Annotated in this window: 9 protein-coding genes; 3 read left to right on the forward strand and 6 right to left on the reverse strand. The window is 69.4% G+C overall.

The window, feature by feature from the left end; all coding sequences use genetic code 11:
- Position 1: 1 nt before the first annotated feature.
- Both VGE03_RS05315 and VGE03_RS05320 read left to right on the forward strand, forming a co-directional pair.
- The gene (locus tag VGE03_RS05315) at positions 2–1636 is read left to right on the forward strand and encodes a CTP synthase (protein WP_331045432.1); all 1635 of its coding nucleotides are present in this window, start codon (positions 2–4) and stop codon (positions 1634–1636) included.
- A 157-nt stretch (positions 1637–1793) separates the two neighbouring features.
- Positions 1794–4154, forward strand: coding sequence for a calcium-binding protein (locus tag VGE03_RS05320; RefSeq protein ID WP_331045433.1), 2361 nt, complete (start codon positions 1794–1796; stop codon positions 4152–4154).
- Here VGE03_RS05320 and VGE03_RS05325 read toward each other — a convergent pair.
- Positions 4151–4330, reverse strand: coding sequence for a hypothetical protein (locus tag VGE03_RS05325; RefSeq protein WP_331045434.1), 180 nt, complete (start codon positions 4328–4330; stop codon positions 4151–4153). The genes VGE03_RS05320 and VGE03_RS05325 overlap by 4 nt on opposite strands.
- Positions 4331–4532: 202 nt before the next feature.
- On the opposite strand from VGE03_RS05325, the gene VGE03_RS05330 reads away from it, so the two are divergent.
- The gene (locus tag VGE03_RS05330) at positions 4533–13184 is read left to right on the forward strand and encodes a tandem-95 repeat protein (RefSeq protein ID WP_331045435.1); all 8652 of its coding nucleotides are present in this window, start codon (positions 4533–4535) and stop codon (positions 13182–13184) included.
- Here the strand turns inward: VGE03_RS05330 and VGE03_RS05335 are convergent.
- Genes VGE03_RS05335 through VGE03_RS05355 form a run of 5 tightly spaced genes read right to left on the reverse strand, consistent with a single transcriptional unit; the run spans position 13181 to position 20248 of the window.
- Positions 13181–14191 carry a DUF2891 domain-containing protein gene (locus tag VGE03_RS05335; protein ID WP_331045436.1) on the reverse strand — a complete coding sequence of 337 codons (1011 nt, stop codon included), beginning with the start codon at positions 14189–14191 and terminating at the stop codon, positions 13181–13183. The genes VGE03_RS05330 and VGE03_RS05335 overlap by 4 nt on opposite strands.
- 8 nt (positions 14192–14199) lie before the next feature.
- A complete protein-coding gene (locus VGE03_RS05340; RefSeq protein ID WP_331045437.1) occupies positions 14200–15165 on the reverse strand; it encodes a DUF979 domain-containing protein in 966 nt (321 codons plus the stop codon).
- On the reverse strand, positions 15162–15890 hold the full coding sequence (locus tag VGE03_RS05345) for a DUF969 domain-containing protein (protein WP_331045438.1): 729 nt from the start codon (positions 15888–15890) through the stop codon (positions 15162–15164). The genes VGE03_RS05340 and VGE03_RS05345 overlap by 4 nt, the downstream gene beginning before the upstream one ends.
- Before the next feature lie 59 nt (positions 15891–15949).
- Positions 15950–19564 (reverse strand): hydantoinase B/oxoprolinase family protein, encoded by a 3615-nt coding sequence (locus VGE03_RS05350; protein WP_331045439.1) that lies wholly within the window; start codon positions 19562–19564, stop codon positions 15950–15952.
- A gap of 27 nt (positions 19565–19591) precedes the next feature.
- Positions 19592–20248 carry an A24 family peptidase gene (locus VGE03_RS05355; protein ID WP_331045440.1) on the reverse strand — a complete coding sequence of 219 codons (657 nt, stop codon included), beginning with the start codon at positions 20246–20248 and terminating at the stop codon, positions 19592–19594.
- Positions 20249–20382 lie beyond the last annotated feature (134 nt).

The raw sequence follows: 20382 nt of genomic DNA on the forward strand, positions 1-20382 counted from the left end.
CATCACTGGCGGCGTGGTTTCCTCATTGGGAAAAGGCCTCGCTTCCGCCGCTCTCGGCGCGCTTCTGCAAGCGCGCGGCTACAAGGTTCGCCTTCGTAAGCTCGACCCCTATCTGAACGTCGATCCGGGCACGATGAGCCCGTATCAGCACGGCGAGGTCTTCGTGACCGACGACGGCGCCGAGACCGACCTCGACCTGGGCCACTACGAGCGCTTCACCGGCGTCTCGGCCGCCAAGTCGGACAACATCACCACCGGTCGCATCTATTCGACCATCCTCGAGAAGGAGCGTCGGGGCGACTATCTGGGCGCGACGGTGCAGGTGATCCCGCACGTTACCGACCAGATCAAATCCTTCTGCCTGAGCCAGGCCCTGACCGACGACGGCGAGGACGTGGACTTCGTGCTGGTCGAAATCGGCGGCACCGTCGGCGACATCGAGGGGCTGCCGTTCTTCGAGGCCATCCGCCAGCTGGGGCAGGACCTGCCGCGCGGCCAGTCCTGCTTCGTCCACCTGACCCTGCTGCCGTTCATCAAGACGGCCGGGGAGATGAAGACCAAGCCGACCCAGCACTCGGTGAAGGAGCTGCGCTCCATCGGCATCCAGCCGGACATCCTGCTCTGCCGCTGCGAACAGCCGATCCCGGCGGACGAGAAGCGCAAGATCGGCCTGTTCTGCAACGTCCGCGAAAGCGGCGTGATCCAGGCGATGGACTCGGCGGACATCTACGCCGTGCCGCTCGACTACCACCGCGAGGGGCTGGACGGCGAAGTCCTGGCCCACTTCGGCATCGCCGATGCGCCGGAGCCGGACCTGTCGCGCTGGACCGACATCGTCGACCGCCGCCTGAACCCGGACGGCGAGGTCACCGTTGCCGTGGTCGGCAAGTACACGGTCCTGAAGGACGCCTACAAATCCCTGATCGAGGCCCTGCACCACGGCGGCGTGGCCAACCGGGTCAAGGTCAACATCGACTGGGTGGAGGCCGAGACCTTCGAGGGTGATCGCGACGCCTGCAACGCGCGCCTGCAGAACGCCCACGCCATCCTGGTGCCCGGCGGCTTCGGCGAGCGCGGCTCGGAAGGCAAGATCGAGGCGGCCCGCTTCGCCCGCGAGAACCGCATCCCGTATTTCGGCATCTGCTTCGGCATGCAGATGGCGGTGATCGAGGCGGCGCGGAACCTGGCCGGCTTCCCCAAGGCGTCCTCGACCGAGTTCGGCCCGACCAGCGAGCCGGTCGTCGGCCTGATGACCGAATGGACGCAGGGCAACCAGCGGGTCCTGCGCCAGCAGGGCGGCGATCTGGGCGGCACCATGCGTCTGGGCGCCTATGACTCGACGCTCAAGGCCGGCTCGAAGATCGCGGAGCTGTACGGCTCGACCTCGATCAGCGAGCGGCACCGCCATCGCTACGAGGTCAACATCAACTACCGCGACGCCATCGAGGAGAAGGGCGGGCTGGTCTTCGCCGGTCTGTCGCCGGACGGCGTCCTGCCCGAGACCGTCGAGCGTCCGGACCATCCGTGGTTCATCGGCGTCCAGTACCACCCCGAACTGAAGAGCCGCCCGTTCGCGCCGCACCCCCTGTTCGCCGGCTTCATCGCCGCGGCGCTGGTGCAGAGCCGACTGGTCTAGGGACGTCCTGATCGACCTCCGCGCAGAACGTCGTTCTATGCATGGTTGAAAATCAGAGTGGATACCGAGGCTTGCGCTGTCGACAGGCGGGTGTTCAATGCGCCTCCGGACGTGATCGGCCGCGGGAGACGGCCGTCGTCCGACAGGGAGGACCGCCATGCCGACCTACACGGGCTCGACCGGCGCCGAGACGATTACCGGCTCCGCGGGCGATGACGTCATCGACGGGCGCGGCGGCAATGATCAGCTGAACGGGCTGGGCGGCGCGGATCGCTTCCTGCTGGATTTCGGCGGATACGGGGGCGACCGGCCGGGCTCGCCGCTCATCGACGGGGGTGACGGGGCGGACCGCTTCGAGCTGACCGCGGGCCTGAACATCACCTACGGGCGCTATATCCAGGGGCAGGATTACTGGGAGTACCGCACCCCGGTCGGCTTCACGCTCGGCGCGGGGACCGGAGGGGATGCGGTCTTCACCTGGGGCTACGGGATCACGGACTCGCGGCTGACCCCGATCACCTATGAGCTGAACACGGCGACCCTGCGCAGCGTCGAGACCATCGTCTTCCGCTTCACCCCGACGCCCGCCTATGAACCGCGACAGTACGGGCCCGGCGGCAACTCCTACTGGGACGAGCGGGACGCCGACCGGCTGACCGTTTCAGACCTCAGCGGCACGACCCTGACCGGGCTGATCGATTTCGACGGCGGCGCCGGGAACGACGTCCTCGACACCCGGGCGACGGCCAATGCGGTGCTCGCCCACGGGGGGACTCAGAACGACTGGCTGATGACAGGGTCGGCGAACGACCAGCTGTTCGGGGATGCGGGTGACGACCGGCTGGGCGGCGGCGCGGGCTCGAACCTGCTGGACGGCGGCGCGGGGACCGACACCGCCGACTACAGCGGCGCGACCCAGACAGTGGTGGTCAACCTGAATGACGGGGTCGTGGTCAACAACGGCTACGGCGCGGTCGACACCCTGACCGGCATCGAGAACCTGACCGGCGGCATCTTCAACGACGTGCTGATCGGCGAGGCCTCTGCCAACCGGCTGGAGGGCGGGGACGGGGCCGACTATCTGATCGGGCTGGGCGGGAACGACATCCTCGACGGCGGGGCGGGCTCGAACACCCTGCAGGGCGGGCTGGGGGACGACACCTATCTGGTGCGGAGCGCGGGAGACACCCTGCTGGAGGCGGCCGGCGAGGGCGTGGACACGGTCTTCGCCCATATCGGCGCCTACCGGCTGCGGGACAATTTCGAGAACCTGACCGCGGGCGGCGACGCCGTTTTCATCGGCATCGGCAACGGCCTGGCGAACATCATCACCGGAGGCGCGGGCGCGGACACGCTCGTCGGCGAGGGCGGTGACGACAGCCTATACGGCGGCTCCGGCGCGGCGAACACCCTCGTCGGCGGCGCGGGGAACGACACCTATTATGTGACCGCGACGGGCGACACCCTGGTCGAGGCGGCGGGGCAAGGACATGACGTGGTCATGGCGAGCGTCGGCTACATCGCCCTGCACGCCAATATCGAGGACCTGATCTTCGTCGGCGGCCCCTATTCCGGGCGGACCGGGATCGGTAACGCCTCGGCCAACCTGATCCGGGCCGACAACGGGCCGCTGGCCCATTACCGGCTGTACGGGATGGGGGGAGACGACATCATCGAGGCCTTCGGGGGCGACGATGTGATCGGCGGAGGGCAGGGCAACGACACCCTGATCGGCGGAGCCGGGTTCGACACCGTCGACTACGCGTCCTCGGCGGGCGGGGTGTTCGTGCACCTGGCCGGCCAGGTCGCCGTCAACGACGGGGACGGCGGCGCCGATGTGGTTCAGGGGTTCGAGGGCGTCATCGGTTCGGCCTACAGCGATGTCCTGGTCGGCAGCGCGGTCGCCAACACCCTCGACGGCGGGGCGGGGGCCGACACCCTGCTCGGGTTCGCGGGCGACGACATCCTGATCGGCGGGACCGGGGCGGCCAATACGCTTCAGGGCGGGCTCGGCGACGACCGGTACGTCGTCCAGGCCGTCGGCGACACGGTGTATGAGGAAGCCGGGCAGGGGACCGACACGGTCGAGACCGGACTGTCCGCCTTCGCCCTCGGCGCCCATGTCGAGAACCTGATCCACACCGGCGGCGCCAACTTCACCGGCACGGGCAACGCCCTCGCCAACGCCCTGACCGGCGGGGCGGGCAATGATGTGCTGAGGGGCGCGGGCGGGGACGACGTGCTGACCGGCGGCGGGGGGACGGACATCGCCGTCCTGTCCGGCGTCGCGGCCGACTACCAGATCGCCTACGGCGCGGGCTTTGTGACCGTGACCGACACCATCGCCGGGCGGGACGGCGTCGACACCCTGTACGGGATCGAGCAACTGCGTTTCGGGGATGGATCCGTCGTGACCCTGACGCCGCCGAGCCCGGCGCCCGAGATGTTCTTCGGCGGGGACAAGACGGGCGACCTGCCGCTGGTGCTGCCGCAGGCGGGCTGGGACGAGCTGTTCTAACCGTGCAGTGAGCCGTTCAGGCCGCCGTCGGCGTTCTGCGACGAGTCCAGGCCGACGAGCGCGAGGCCTTCGAACGGTTTGCGATGACGGCAGCGGACGCAGACCTGCGTGCCGGGCGCGCTGCGGCTGTCGACAAACAGATGACCCTTACGGAAACAACGCAACGATTTTAACATTTACCGATCCCCCGCCTCGGAAAGAACAGTGTTACCTTCTTGCTGGTTGTGCAAGGAAAACAATAATTTCGAACCTATGCGTGTTTCGTTCCGTGCGATTCTCAGGTCGCAAATGCCGCCGAACCGTGCTCATTTGTTTACCTGAGGACGAGTGGCGTCCTCACTGGAGGAGAGCCGCGCTTTCAGCGCGGTCGGGGACCCCATGCCTGCGCCCACCTACGAATATTCCTGGGATTTCTCGACCGGCCCCGGCGCCTGGACGTCGTGGTTCGCGCCGTCCGTGGTGCAGGACCCCGGCGGTTCCGTCACCGCCTTCACCCGCTTCCACGCGCCGGGCAACGTCGATTCCAACCATATCGACGGGATCGGCTCGCTGTTCCTGCTGGCTCACCTCTCGATCCCGACCGTGGGCTCGGCCGGCATCCTGAACCTCGCGGACGCCGAGTTCGAGATCACCATCAAGGGCACCGACTTCGAGTCGAACGGCGGACGCCTGATGGTCTGGGTGTGCAGCTACATCCCCGAGGAAGGCATCCTGCGGAACTACTACGTCGGCCTGCAGGTCACCAACTGGGCCAATACCGCGAACGATCTGGCGGCGGGCCTGACGGACGAGTGGCAGACGCTGACCGTGCAACTGAGCGATGATCCGGCGGACTGGACCTACGCCGGAAACGCGATCTCGACGCAGGGGGACTGGGCCGACCGCTACCAGCCGCTGGACCTGGCCGAGACCCTGTCGGGCGTCGACGCGACCCTGCATCTGGTGATGGTCTCGGACGAGTCCGACGAGGGACCGACGGGCTTCCTCGACATCGCCAACATCACCGTCCGGACCCAGACGCCCGCGGTCCCGACCGGAGCCACCCATCTGGGGCAGCAGGTTTTCTACGGGCTGGAAGACCAGGACGCGACGGGGACCCTGGCCGTCGCCGCCGGCATTGATCCCGGTCTGGCGTCCTTCCAGCTGGTGTCCGGCTCGGCGCGTAACGGCACGGTGACCATCGACCCGGCGACGGGCGCCTTCACCTTCACGCCCAATGCCGACTTCTACGGTCCGACCGACTTCGTGGGCGCGGCCACCTTCCGCTACACGGTGACCGACGGGACCAACACCTCGACAGAGAAGACGGTCGTGGTCTTCGTCGGGCCGATCAACGACGCGCCGGTCGCCTCGGTCGTCGACGTCACCATGGAGATCGCCCACGATCAGCCGTTCGCCTACACCGTCTTCGGTGGAACGGACATCGACGAGGAGCATCTGACCTACCGGATCGTCGACGGCTCGGCGCAGCACGGCACGGTCACCATCGATCCCGACAGCGGCCGGTACATCTTCACGCCGGACGCGGGCTACACCGGCGCCGCCAGCTTCCAGTACATCGTCAGCGACGGCCAACTCGACAGCGCGCCGGCGACCATCACCCTGAATGTGCACGCCGATGGCGATGACCCGGTGCTGCCCACCTTCCAGCAGGTGGTGGATGACTACCTGCTGGCCGGCGATCCGCAGGGCTTCTACCGCTACACCATCCTGCTGGCCGACGCGGGCGACACCAACGCGGCCTATCACTACGGGACCTGGCTGCATTCCGGCGTGCACGTGACGCGGGACATCCAGCTGGCCGCCCAGTATCTGGGGCTGGCGGCGGCGACGGTGCCGGAGGCCGCCCTGCTGCTGGCGGACATGTATCTGGCCGGAGACGGGGTGCCGCGCGATCCCGCCATGGCCCGGCTGATGCTGGACCTGCACCCCGCCAACTCCACCGCCGTCTATCGCCTGGCCATCCTGGATGACCTCGGCTACGGCGCGCCGCAGGACCACGCCCGCGCCGTCGAGGGCTATCTCGAGGCGGCGAAGATGGGCAACGCCGACGCCATGTACACGGTCGGCCGCCGCTATCTGATGGCCGAGGGCGTCGCCTTCTCTGCGGAGGACGCCTACTTCTGGCTCGGCGTGGCGCTGAAGTACGACGGCGGCCCGGCCTTCCCGGACGGGATCAACCAGTTCGACAACCTGCTGATCTACAATCAGGCGCAGGCGGTGGATCTGGCGGGGCTGACCCCCGCGCAGATTTCCGCGCTGGACGCGATGATCGCCGCCTGGACCATCGGCCAGCCGTCGCCGGTCAACGACGCCCCGACGGCGGGGACCGAGGGCGGCGCCGGCGGGGACGCCGGGGCCCCGCTGAGCGGGACGCTGGCGACGGCGACGGACTCTGACGGCGACATGCTCAGCTATGCGCTGGTGGCCGGCTCGGCGGAGCACGGCACGGTGGTCATCGACCCGGCGACGGGCGCGTGGACCTTCACCCCGGACCCCGATTATTTCGGTCCCGCCTCGTTCCGCTATGTGGTCTCGGACGGCGAGACGACGACCGCCGAGCAGACCGTGAACATCGTCTTCGCCGCCGTCACCAACGCAATCGACGACGTCGGGGCGCTGGATGAGGAAGCGACGCTGGCGGTCGATGCGGCGCAGGGTCTGCTGGCCAACGACATCGTGTCGGCCTCGGGTGGATCGGTGGTCGTCTCGGCGGTGGCCGGACAGGGCGCGAATGTCGGCCAGCCGGTGGCCGGGACCTGGGGTTCGATCACCATCCACGCCGACGGCAGCTACACCTATGTCGCGGGCGCCGGGACGGCCGTCCTGACGCAGGGCCAGACCTACATCGAGACCTTCACCTACACGGTGACGGACGGAGAGGGGCAGTCAGACACCGCGACGCTGCATCTGACCATCAACGGTGTCGCGGGCACCGTGATCAGCGGTAGCGGCACCCTGCAGGGCACGGCCTTTGATGACGTGATCACCGGCGGCTCGGGCCACGACACCCTGCTGGGGCTGGGCGGGAACGACCGGCTGGCCGGCGGGGCGGGCACGGCGGACGAGATGTTCGGCGGGGCCGGCGACGACACCTACGTCGTCTCCAACAGCGGCGACACCATTGTCGAGAACGCGGGCGAAGGGATCGACACCGTCGAGACCGCGCTGGGCGCCTTCAACCAGCGCGCCAACGTCGAGCACCTGACCTACACCGGGACGGGCGCCTTCATCGGCAGCGGCAACGGTCTGGACAACATCATTCGCGGCGGCTCCGGCGCCGACACCCTGATCGGCAACGGGGGCAATGACACCCTGTATGGCGGCGCGGGCGCGGCCAACACCCTGATCGGCGGGACGGGCGATGACACCTATGTCGTCTCCAATGCGGGCGACAGCTATATCGAATACGCCGACGAGGGGACGGATCGGGTCCTGACCGATGTCGCCGCCCTGACCCTCAGGGCCCATGTCGAGAACCTGACCTATACGGGCGCGGCCAATTTCACCGGCACCGGAAACGCCCTGGGCAATGCCATCACCGGCGGCGAGGGGAACGACACCCTGAACGGCGCCGGCGGCGCGGACGTGCTGACCGGTGGTCTGGGCGACGACACCTATCTGGTCGATGACCTGAACGACCAGACGGTCGAACTGGACGGCGAAGGGACCGACACCGTCCGGACCTCGGTCAGCGGATGGACGCTCGGCGACCATCTGGAAAACCTGGTGTGGACCGGGACCGGCGGCGCCACGCTGACCGGCAACGGCCTGGACAACGAGATCACCGGCGGTTCGGCCGCGGACAGTCTGGACGGCGGCGCCGGCGCGGACATCCTGCGGGGCGGTCTGGGGGACGACACCTACTATCTGGATGACGCCGACGACCAGGTGATCGACACCGGCGGGACGGACACGGTCATCACCGGACTGGACTTCTCCATCTGGTCCAGCGGGGTCGAGAATGTTCGCGCGGCGGCGGGCGCGGGACCGGTGTATTTCGACGGCGACGCCAACGCCAACGAACTGGAGGGGGGCGACTCCAACGACACCCTGGACGGCCACGGCGGCGCCGACACCCTTATCGGCGGACTGGGCGACGACAGCTACTGGGTCGACAGCGCCTCCGACGTGATCGTCGAGGTGGAGGACGAGGGAACGGACCTCGTCTACGCGACCACCGCGCTCTACGTGCTCGCGGACAATGTCGACAACCTGACCTTCATGGGGACCGGGCCCTTCGCGGGCTACGGCAACGCCATCGCCAACGTCATCCGCGGGGCGGACGACGACGACACCCTGCGCGGCTACGGCGGCGCGGACACCCTGTACGGGGGGCTGGGCTCCAACGTCCTGATCGGCGGCCTGGGCGACGACATGTATGTGGTCAGCAGCGAGGACGACATCCTCTACGAAGAGGACGACGAGGGCTACGACACCGTCACCACCGCGGTGTCCTCCTTCACCCTGTTCCCAAACGTCGAGGCCCTGATCTTCGTCGGTTCCGGCGACTTCGAGGGGATCGGCAACGCCTCGGAAAACCTGATCATCGGCGGCGGCGGCAACGACACTCTGGACGGCGGTTACGGCGCGGACCTGCTGATCGGCGGGCTTGGCGATGACGTCTATGTGATCGATGACCTGCTGGACGTCATCCAGGAGCATGCCGGGGAGGGCGACGACGCGATCTGGACGACCCTGGGCGCCTACAGCCTCGCGGGGACCGACATCGAGGCGCTGGTCTTCATCGGCGCCGGCGATTTCGACGGAACGGGCAATGGCGCGGACAACACCCTGACCGGCGGTGACGGCGACGACCGGCTGGACGGCGCCGCGGGGGCCGACCAGATGGACGGCGGCTGGGGCGACGACACCTATGTGGTCGACAACGTCGGCGACGTGATCAGCGACGCCTTCGGCTGGGATACGATCGAGACGACGCTTAACACCTATGTCCTGCCCGACGACGTCGAGGTGCTGACCTTCGTCGGCACGGGGAATTTCACCGGCACGGGCAACGACGGCGACAACGACCTGAACGGCGGCGCGGGCGACGACACCCTGACGGGGCTGGAAGGCGACGACTGGCTGAACGGCGGCGCGGGCGCTGATGTGCTGGACGGCGGCCTGGGCGACGACCTGTACTTCATCGATGACGCGGACGACGAGATCATCGAGGCGGGCGGCCGCGATGCGGTGGACACCACCCTGTCGACCTACACCCTGCAGGCCGATCTGGAGGATCTCTATTTCTCGGGGACCGGGAACTTCACAGGGACCGGAAACGCCTCGGACAACGAGATCTACGCCCTCGACGGCGACGACACCCTCGAGGGGCTGGACGGCGACGACCTGCTGTCGGGCGGGGCCGGGGACGACATCCTGAACGGCGGCGCCGGACACGACCTGCTCAGCGGCGACGCCGGGGCTGACGTCATGACCGGCGGGGACGGCGACGACTTGTACATGGTCGACGACGCAAACGATCAGGTGGTCGAGCTGGTGGATGAGGGCTTCGACGGGCTGCAGACGACCCTGACCAGCTACACCCTGACGGCCCATGTCGAGGCCCTGTTCTACATGGGGACGGACGACTTCACCGGGGTCGGCAACGACGCCGACAACCTGATGTCGGGCGGCGACGGGGACGACGACCTGACCGGCGGCGCGGGTGATGATGTGCTGGCCGGCGGCTGGGGCGCCGACGTCATGCGCGGCGGAACCGGGAACGACACCTATCTGGTCGAGGACGAGACCGATCAGGTCATCGAACTGGCGGGCGAGGGTACGGACCTCGTCATCACCACCCTCCAACAATACATCCTCGGCGATACGCTGGAGGACCTGACCTACGCCGGCGACTACTCGGGCGGTCGGTTCACCGGCATCGGCAACGCGCAGGACAACGTCCTGACCGGCAGCTACGGCGCGGACCTGCTGGCGGGCGGCGACGGATCCGACACCATGATCGGGGGCGACGGGGCCGACGTCTACAGCGTCACGGACGCCGGCGACGTGGTCATCGAACTGGACGGCGAAGGGACCGACACGGTCTACCTCGAAGGCGACGTCGGCGACGTCTACACCCTGCCGGACTTCGTGGAGACCCTCTACGTCGCGACCTTCCGGGCCTTCCACCTGATCGGCAACGCCCAGAACAACCTGATCCAGGGCTTCGCGACCTTCAACGATATCCTGGACGGTGGTCTGGGGGCGGACCTTCTGCGGGGCTCGCACGGCGACGACATCTACTACGTCGACAACGCGGGGGATGTGGTCGAGGAGTCCGACGGCGAGGGCCACGACACGGTCCGATCGACCTTCGGGACCTGGACCCTGGGCGCGTGGGTCGAGGACCTGGAGTTCGTCGGCGTCGGCGCCTTCACGGGCACGGGCAATGCGTCGGACAACCGGATCACCGGCGGCGCCTCCGGCGATGTGCTGAGCGGGGCGGCCGGGTCGGACACCCTGATCGGCGGCGCCGGAGCGGACACGCTGAACGGCGACGACGGCGCCGATGTGCTGGTCGGCGGCGTCGGCCTCGACATCCTGAACGGCGGCGCGGGCGTGGACCGCGTGGACTATTCGGCCGCCGCGGCGGCGGTCACGGTGCGGCTGGACCTGAACCGGACGACCAATGACGGAGACGGCGGCAGCGACACCCTGTCCTCGATCGAGGACGTCGACGGGTCGGCCTTCAACGACACCCTGTTCGGGAGTGCGGGCGCCAACGTCCTGCGCGGCGGGCTGGGGCGCGACACCCTGCTGGGCCTCGGGGGCGATGACGTCCTGATCGGTGGCGACGGCGTCGCCAACCAGCTGCAGGGCGGGGCGGGCAATGACCGCTACATCGTCACGACCTCGGACTCGATCGTCGAACTGGCGGGCGAGGGGACGGACACGGTCGAGACGACGCTGACGACCTTCACCCTGGGCGCCAATGTCGAGAACCTGGTCTTCACCGGAACCGGCGCCTTCACCGGCGTCGGCAACGGCCTGGACAATGCGATCACCGGCGGCGCGGCCAATGACCTGCTGACCGGCGGCGCGGGGGCCGACACCCTGACGGGCGGCGACGGCGATGACGTCATCCGGGGCGGAGCGGGCGTCGATGTGCTGGCCGGCGGAAGCGGGCGCGATCTGCTGGATTACAGCCTGGCGGCCGCGGCGACGGTTATCCGCATGGACGTCAACCGCACCACCAATGACGGCGACGGCGGGACGGACACCTTCTCGGGCTTCGAGGATGCGCTGGGATCGTCGTTCAACGACGTCATCTTCGGCAACACCTCGGCCAATGTGCTGACCGGCGGCGCCGGGGCGGACACCCTTCTGGGGCTGGCCGGGGATGACACCCTGATCGGCGGCTCCGGCGCGGCCAACACCCTGCAGGGGGGGCTGGGCGACGACCGCTATATCGTCACCGCCAGCGACACCATCATCGAGGCGGCGGGCGAGGGGAACGATACCGTCGAGACCACCCTGTACAGCTATGTGCTGGCGGCCAACGTCGAGAACCTGGTCTTCACCGGAACCGGCGTCTTCTATGCGGTGGGCAACGCCACGGCGAACGTGATCCGGGGCGGGGCGTCGAACGACCAGCTGGACGGCGCGGGCGGCGACGACATCCTGTGGGGCGGCGCGGCCAACGACACCCTGATCGGGGGCGCGGGCGTCGACACCCTGAACGGCGAGGCCGGCAATGACGTCCTGAACGGCGGGGCGGGGGACGACATCCTGACCGGCGGGCTGGGCGACGACCGCTATGTGATCGACAGCCTCGGCGACCAGATCATCGAGCTGGCCGGACAGGGGACCGACACGATCGAGACGACCCTGACCAGCTGGACACTGGCCGACGGGCTGGAGAACGTCACCTACACCGGCGCGGCGGCCTTCACGGGCGTCGGCAACGCCGCCAACAACGTCATCACCGGCGGCGGCGGCAACGACACCTTCATCGCCGGACTGGGGAACGACACCTTCAACGGCGGCGCGGGCTTCGACACGGTCGACTACAGCGCCGTCGGCGGGGCCGTGACCGTCAAGCTGAACGGCAATGTCACCCAGAACGACGGCGAGGGCGGGGCCGACACCCTGACGGGGATCGAGCGGGTCATCGGCACCGGGTTCGACGACACCCTGGTGGGCGATGCGCTGGCCAACACCCTCGTCGGCGGGGCCGGGCGGGACACCCTGCTGGGCCTCAGCGGCAATGACGTCCTGATCGGCGGCGAGGGGCAAGCGAACACCCTGCAGGGCGGGGCCGGAGATGACCGGTACATCGTCTCGGTGGCCAGTGACTCGGTGGTCGAACTGGCCAACGAAGGGACCGACACCGTCGAGACGGCCCTGACGGCCTGGACGCTGGGCGCCAATCTGGAGAACCTGACCTACACCGGCGCGGCCGCCTTCTCGGGAACCGGCAACGGCGCGGCGAATGTGATTACCGGCGCCGGCGGCGATGACCTGCTGAGGGGCGCGGGCGGGAACGACACCCTGAACGGCGGGCTGGGCGACGACATCGCCCTGTTCGCGGGCCTGCGCTCGACCTACACCATCGTCGCCACCGCCGAGGGCTACCGCATCACCGACAATGACGCGGCGGCGGACGGCAATGACGGCGTCGACATCCTGATCGGGGTGGAGAAGGTCCGGTTCCGCGACGGCACGACCGTGACCCTGTCGGAGCTGGGGCTGACGCCCGCGCCGGCGCTCTCGACCAAGTCGGCTCCGGCCTTCGAGACCCAGCCGTTGGCCCTGTCCGGAGCGGCCTCCGAGGCAGATCCGCTGGTGCTGCCGCCGTCCGGGGACGACTTCGTGGCCCTGCCCAAGGGACAGGACGGTCCGCAGGTGCTGCCGGGGCTGATCGATGAGTTCGACATCGTGTCCGGCCCGGGCCCGGTCTGGGCGCGCGGGGACGGGCCGTCGGCCGCGATCGATCCGCTGGTGGTGATGGGGCCGCACGGGCTGCATCTGCTGCAGGCCGACGACCTGCACGGCCCGATGCCGCAGGACGACTGGCTCTAGTCCGCCAGCAGGGCCAGAAGGGCGAAACTGGCCAGCCAGTGCTCGCCCATATAGTCGCCGGTGACGTGGGGCAGGGCGGCGTCCAGATGGGTCGCCGCCGCCTTGCGGGCGATGGCGGCCCGGATGTCGCCCTCCGGCAGGGCCGAGGCGATCTCGCGCCAGCACCAGGCGCGGCTCAGGTTCAGCCCGTCCAGATGGGCGATCTTGCCGTCCGAGCGGTCGCTGACGCTGGCCGGCGCGAACAGGGTGGCCGGCTTCTTCGACCCGATGCGCGGCAGGAAGCCGTTGAACCAGTCCTGGAAGTCGTGCGGGTGAAGGACGCGCCGCATCAGGGCGGCTTCCATCAGGGCGGGCGACAGGAACTCGTCCTGCGACGGCTCCCACGCCTGACAGTCGCGATCCCCGGAATGCCAGGCGATGGCCTTGTCGCGACACAGGGCTGCGAGGACCGGGTCATTGGTCTCGGCCCAGTCCAGCGTCAGCCGCAGGGCGAAGGCGGTGTTGTAGTGGGTCCCGACCCGCACAGGATAGGCCGCCAGCGGCAGGAAGGCGTGGAAGCGGTCGGCGAAAGTGCGCGCCAGCGGCCGCAGGATGGCGGCGCGGCGGCGGCCGTCCTCGCTGTCGTGCCGGTCCATCTCGGCCGCCAGCATCAGCAGCCAGCCCCAGCCGTAGGGGCGTTCGAAGCCCCGGCTGGACGGCTGTTCCAGATAGGCGACCTCGGCGGCGACGTTCTCCGGGGTGAACAGCTCATTGGCCAGGGCCCAGATGCGCGGCGCCTCGGGGTTGTCCGGATACAGCCGCAGCAGGGTGAACAGTGTCCACCAGCCGTGCACGCAGGAGTGCCAGTCGAAGCTGCCGAAGAAGATCGGGTGCAGTTCGCGCGGCCCCTTCACGTCGCGCCGACCGGTCATCACGTGATCCAGCTTGTTCGGATACTCGCGCGTGACGTGGCCCAGGGCGGCGTTGGCGAAGCGCGAGGCTGTGGCGGCGTCGAGAGTCTGCGTCATCGGAGCACTCAGAAGCGGAAGGCGAGGGCGTACATCAGGCCGATATTGACCACCAGCATGATCAGGGCGGTGGGGATCTGGGCGCGGATCACGCCGTTCAGGGCCGCGTTGCGGTCGGGCAGCTCCAGCAGGTTGGCGGGCACCACGTTGAAGTTGGCCGCCATGGGGGTCATCAGCGTCCCGCAGAACCCGGCCAGCATGCCGATGGCGCAGACGATGGCCGGGTTGCCGTCGAACTGGTGCACCACGATCGGCAGGCCGATGGCGGCGGTCATGACCGGGAAGGCGGCGAAGGCGTTGCCCATGATGACGGTGAACAGGGCCATGCCCAGACAGTAGGCGATCACCGCCAGCAGGGGCGTGGTCAGGGGCACAGTCTGGCTGACCAACTGGCCGACTACCCCGCCCACGTCCGCCGCCAGGAAGACCGCGCCGAGCGAGGCCAGCATCTGGGGCAGCAGGCTGGCCCAGCCGATGGAGTCCATCAGGCGGCGACCCTCCTGCAGGGGGGCGAGGGCGGGCGGCCGGAACCAGGCCATGGCCGCGAACAGGGCGATGACGCAGCCGAGGCCGAGCGCGATCAGCGTCGTCTGCTTGTCCGAGATCAGCCAGGCCCCCGCCGCCGTATGCTTGGCCAGCAGGGTGCCGCCGACGGCGACCAGCGGGATGATCAGGGCGGGCACGAACAGGGCGTTGCCCCGGCGGGCCGCCGCCTCGCGCCGTTCGTCGACGGTGGTCGTCGCGGGCTGTCCGACGCCCATCTTCCCGACCGCGCCGATGATGACCAGCGCCACGACGAGCAGGCCGTTGCCCAGTCCGCCGAGCAGGTCGCCGAACAGCAGGGAGGTGGCGATCAGGCCCCAGAACAGGGTGCTGCGGATGCGGGTCGGATGGACGCGATCCATGGCCGTGAAGACGGCGAAGGCCAGGAACATCAGGCCGGTGACGATGTAGGCGTGCTGCAGGGTGATCATCGGGCCGCCTCCTGTCCCGACACGGGCGCGGCGAGGTCCCGCTTCAGCGTCCGGTCGAACAGCCACAGACGCACGCCGTGGACGATGAAGGCGGCGATGGCGGTCGGGATGGCCCACAGGGAGATGTGCAGGGCCTCGACCTTCAGTCCCGCCTGCTCAAGGAAGCCGACCATAAGGACGATGGAGCCGATGGCGATGAAGATGTCCTCGCCGAAGAACAGGCCGATGTTGTCGGTGGCGGCGCTCATGCCGCGAATGCGGAAGCGGACCTTGTCGGGCAGGGGGCCATGCCCGGCCTCGGCCGCGCCCTCGGCCATGGGGGCCACCAGCGGGCGCACCATCTGGGGGTGCCCGCCCAGCGAGGTCAGGCCCAGCGCCGAGGTGGCCTGCCGCACGAACAGATAGACCAGCAACAGCCGTCCGGCCGAGGCGGCGCGGACGTTGGCGATCATCTGCCGCGCCTGCTCCTGCAGGCCGGCCCGCTCCAGCACGCCGATGACCGGCAGGATCAGCCAGGTGATGTGGAAATACCGGTTGTCGTTGAAGGCGTCCCCGAACCGAGTCAGCGTCGCCACGCCCGCGTCGAACAGGCCGCGGGCGTCAATGCCCGGCCCGACCGCCGCCAGCACGCCGGTCACCACGGCGGCGACCAGTATCACCAGCAGCGGATTGATCCGGGCGACAAAGCCCGCGACCACCACCGCGATCCCCAGAAGCACCAGCATGAAGTCCTGCCCTCCGTCCCGGTGCGGACAGTTGCGCGGTTCGCGATCCCGCGAAAGCCCTAGCTCTTCCCGAACCCGCCGCCGCCCGGCGTCTCGATGACGAACACGTCGCCGACGGCCATCTGCACTTCCGCTGTGGAGCCCAGCGGCTCGATGGTCCCGTCGACCCGCTCGATCCGGTTGACGCCGACCGCGCCCGGTTCGCCGCCGGCCGCGCCGAAGGGCGGGGTGCGGCGGTGGTTGGACAGGATGGCGGCGGTCAGGGGGTCCAGGAACCGCACCCGCCGCACGGCGCCGTCGCCGCCCCGGTGCGCGCCCGCGCCGCCCGAACCCCGGCGGATCGAGAATTCCTCCAGCAGCACCGGGAAGCGGGTCTCCAGCACCTCCGGGTCGGTCAGGCGGCTGTTGGTCATGTGCGTCTGCACCGCCGCCGTGCCGTCGAAGTCCGGTCCGGCGCCCGAGCCGCCGGCGATGGTCTCGTAATACTGCCGGGTCGCGTCGCCGAAGGTGAAGTTGTTCATCGTCCCCTGGCTGGCCGCCAGCACGCCCAGGGCGCCGTACAGCGTGTCGACCACGGCCTGGCTGGTCTCGACATTCCCGGCCACCACGGCGGCGGGATAGCGGGGGTTGAGCATTGACCCCTCGGGCACGATCAGGGTCACCGGTTTCAGACAGCCCTCGTTCAGCGGGATGGCGTCGTCCACCAGCGTCCGGAAGACATAGAGGGTGGCCGCCCGGGTGATCGACAGCGGGGCGTTGAAGTTGTTGGGCCGCTGCTCGCTGGTCCCGGTGAAGTCCACGACGGCGGTGCGGGCCTCCGTGTTTACGTCAATCCGTACACGGATGATCGCGCCGTCATCCATCTCCAGTTCGAAGGACCCGGGCTTCAGGGCGGCGATGGCGCGGCGGACGGCTTCCTCGGCATTGTCCTGGATATGGCCCATGTAGGCGGCCACGACCGGGCGTCCGAACTCCCCGACCATCCGGATCAGTTCGTCGGCCCCACGGGCGCAGGAGGCGACCTGGGCCTTCAGGTCGGCCATGTTCTGATCGACGTTGCGCGACGGATGGCGGCCCGAGGCGAACAGGGCGCGGGTCTCGGCGTCCCTCAGCGTCCCGGCGTCGACCAGCAGGAAGTCGTCGATCAGCACGCCCTCGTCCTCGACCGTCCTCGAGGTCGGCGGCATGGAGCCGGGGGTGATGCCGCCCACGTCCGCATGATGCCCGCGCGCGGCGACGAAGAAGGCGGGACGGTCGTCGGCCTCCAGGAAGACCGGGGTGATGACGGTGATGTCCGGCAGGTGCGTCCCGCCGTTGTACGGCGCGTTCAGCATGTAGACGTCGCCGCGCTTCATGCCGCGCCCGTCGCGGGCGTCGCCGCGCGAGGCGATCACCGTGCGGATGCTCTCGCCCATCGAGCCCAGGTGCACCGGGATGTGCGGTGCGTTGGCGATCAGGGCGCCCCCGGCGTCGAAAACGGCGCAGGAGAAGTCGAGCCGTTCCTTGATGTTCACCGAATAGGCTGTGGCCCGCAGCGCCTCACCCATCTGTTCGGCGGCGGCCATGAAGCGGCTGTTGAACACCTCCAGCAGGATCGGATCGGCGTGGGTGCCGATGGCGGTGCGGGCGGGCAGGGGGACGACCCGTTTGAGGATCAGGTTCAGCCCCGCGTCCGCTTCCGCGCGCCAGCCCGGCTCGACCACGGTGGTGCCGGTGTCTTCCAGGATGACCGCCGGGCCGTTGACGGCCGCGCCGGGGCCGAAGGCGTCGCGGCGATAGACGGGCGTGTCGTGTCTCGCGCCGGTCATCCAGACGACGGCGCGCGTGACGATGTCCGGCGTTCGGGGCGAAAGGTCGCCGCCGACTTCGGCCGTCTGGCCGGACAGGCCGACGGCCTCGGCCTCCAGCGTCTCGACGACCAGCGCCTTGCCCTCGGCGAAGAAGCCGAAGCGGCGGCGGTGCAGGGCCTCGAAGGCGGCGGTCATCTGATCCGCCGGGCCGAAGGGCACGGTCAGGGGCGTGTCCGAGCCGGCGAACTTGATCTCGGCCCGCGCCGTCATGGCGATGCGGTCGTCCGCGAAGCCCTGAGCGGTCAGCTCGGCGTGCGCCTGTTCGCCCAGCGCCGTGACCCGGGCGGCCATGTCGGCGTCGGCTCCGGCCTCCAGCGGGATCGCCGCCGTCGCCTGCCGGATGGCCCGCACCTCCGCCAGCCCCATGCCGTAGGCGGACAGCACGCCCGCGAACGGGTGCAGCATCACCGTGGTCATGCCGAGCGCGTCCGCCACCAGACAGGCGTGCTGCCCGCCCGCGCCGCCGAAGCAGTTGAGCGCATAGCGGGTCACGTCATACCCGCGCTGGATCGAGATCGACTTGATCGCCTCGGCCATGTTCTGGACGGCGATGGTGACGAAGCCCTCGGCCAGGGCTTCCGGCGCGGTTGGGCGGCCGGTCGCGGCCTCGACCTCGGCCGCCAGTTCGGCGAAACCGGCCCGGACGGCGTCGGCGTCCAGGGATTGGTCGGCGCCCGGCCCGAAGACGGCGGGAAAGAACTCCGGCTTCAGCTTGCCCAGCAGCACGTTGCAATCCGTCACCGTCAGCGGGCCGCCACGGCGATAGGCGCGAGGGCCCGGCACGGCGCCGGCGGACTCGGGGCCGACCCGCAGCCGGGCGCCGTCGAACCGGCAGATCGAGCCGCCGCCCGCCGCCACCGTATGGATCGACAACATGGGCGCGCGCAGCCGCACGCCCGCGACCACGGCGTCCGAGGTACGCTCATACTCTCCGGCGAAATGGGACACGTCGGTGGAGGTTCCGCCCATGTCGAAGCCGATGACGCGGTCGAAGCCGGCCGCCTTCGCGGTCTCGGCCATGCCGACCACGCCGCCCGCCGGGCCGGACAGGATGGCGTCCTTGCCCCGGAAGGCGCCCGCGGCCGTCAGCCCGCCGTTCGACTGCATGAACAGAAGCGGAGTGGCCTCGCCCAGCTCGCCGCCGACCTTGTCCACATAGGCGCGCAGGATCGGCGACAGATAGGCGTCGGCCACGGTGGTGTCGCCGCGCCCGACCAGCTTGATCAGGGCCCCGACCTCATGGCTGACCGAGATCTGCTCAAAGCCCAGCTCGCGGGCGATTTCGGCCACCTGACGTTCGTGATCGGTGAAGCGCCAGCCGTGGACCAGAGCGATGGCGACGGACCGGAATCCGGCCTCGCGCGCGGCCCGTAATCCCCGCCTTGTCCCCTCGATATCCACAGGCCTGTCCACAGCCCCGTCGGCCCGGACCCGCTCGTCGATCTCGACCACCCGATCATAGAGCTGGTCGTTCAGGCGGATGTGGCGGGCGAACAACTCGGGGCGGCTCTGCCAGCCGATGCGCAGGGCGTCGCCGAAGCCGCGGGTGATGGCCAGAACTGTCGGCTCGCCCTTGCGCTCCAGCAGGGCGTTGGTGGCGACGGTGGTGCCCATGCGGACGGCGTCGACCAGGCCGGCGGGCAGGGGGCCGGGCGCGGCGTCCAGCACCCGGCGCACGCCCTCGACGGCGGCGTCGGCGTATTGCTCCGGGTTTACCGACAACAGCTTTCGGGTGGCCAGGGCGCCGTCCGGCGCGCGGGCGACCACATCGGTGAAGGTGCCGCCGCGGTCGATCCAGAACCGCCAGCCGTCCGCCTGTCCCATGGTGTCACTCCGACTCATCGGATCAGCCTAGCGCCACAGGCCCACGGGGCCGAACTGCCAGGTCATCCAGACGCCGATGGCGAGGAAGACCCCGAACGGAAGCCGATCGTCGCCGGCCAACGGCTTGCGCAGGATAGCGCGGGCGACGACCAGGCTGAGCCCGGAGGCGGCGGCCCACAGCAGGACCGACGGCAGGCCGATCCAGCCGACCCAGGCGCCGCCCGCGGCCAGCAGGAAGGGGTCGCCCCCGCCGAGGCCGTCGCGCCCGCGCAGCTTCCTGTAGGCGAAGGCGAGCAGCCACAGCCCCGCGAACCCCGCCGCCGCGCCGATGACGGCGTGCAGAAGTCCGGTCCCGCCCGGCAGGATGGCGGCGCCGAGCCCCGCGGCGGCCAGGGGCAGGGTGAGCTGGTCCGGCAGCCAGAAATGCTCGGCGTCCACCACGGCGATCAGCAGCAGCATCCAGCCCAGCACCGCCGTCAGCAAGACGGCGGACACGAGCTCCCGTGAGGCGCCCCCCCACAGACCGATGGCGATCGCCCCTAGGATGAAGCCGATGAGTCTGAGGCGCGCCCGGGTCTTCGGTTCGGGCTCCGCCTCCGGCAGGCGCGTGCTGGTCAGGGCAAGGATCGGGCCGACGAAGGCTCCGGCCAGACCGAAGGCGACTGTGACAATGACACTGCTCACGAACCGCCTCTCCTGCCGTCGCGCCCCTGCGATAGGCGTCGCGTCCAGTCGCCGCAAGGGTCCGGACGATCGGCGCTTTGTGACGATTGCGCCGTGTCGGGAGGGTGTTTCATCGACCCGAGACGACAACTTCA

The sequence above is a fragment of the Brevundimonas sp. genome, from assembly GCF_036400995.1.
GTDB lineage: Bacteria > Pseudomonadota > Alphaproteobacteria > Caulobacterales > Caulobacteraceae > Brevundimonas.

Coding starts and splice junctions, on each gene's coding strand:
- VGE03_RS05345 (WP_331045438.1), bottom strand. CDS start 15,890: ATGCTGGTGCTTCTGGGGATCGCGGTGGTGGTCGCGGGCTTTGTCGCC.
- VGE03_RS05340 (WP_331045437.1), bottom strand. CDS start 15,165: ATGATCACCCTGCAGCACGCCTACATCGTCACCGGCCTGATGTTCCTG.
- VGE03_RS05320 (WP_331045433.1), top strand. CDS start 1,794: ATGCCGACCTACACGGGCTCGACCGGCGCCGAGACGATTACCGGCTCC.
- VGE03_RS05350 (WP_331045439.1), bottom strand. CDS start 19,564: ATGGGACAGGCGGACGGCTGGCGGTTCTGGATCGACCGCGGCGGCACC.
- VGE03_RS05335 (WP_331045436.1), bottom strand. CDS start 14,191: ATGACGCAGACTCTCGACGCCGCCACAGCCTCGCGCTTCGCCAACGCC.
- VGE03_RS05325 (WP_331045434.1), bottom strand. CDS start 4,330: ATGTTAAAATCGTTGCGTTGTTTCCGTAAGGGTCATCTGTTTGTCGAC.
- VGE03_RS05330 (WP_331045435.1), top strand. CDS start 4,533: ATGCCTGCGCCCACCTACGAATATTCCTGGGATTTCTCGACCGGCCCC.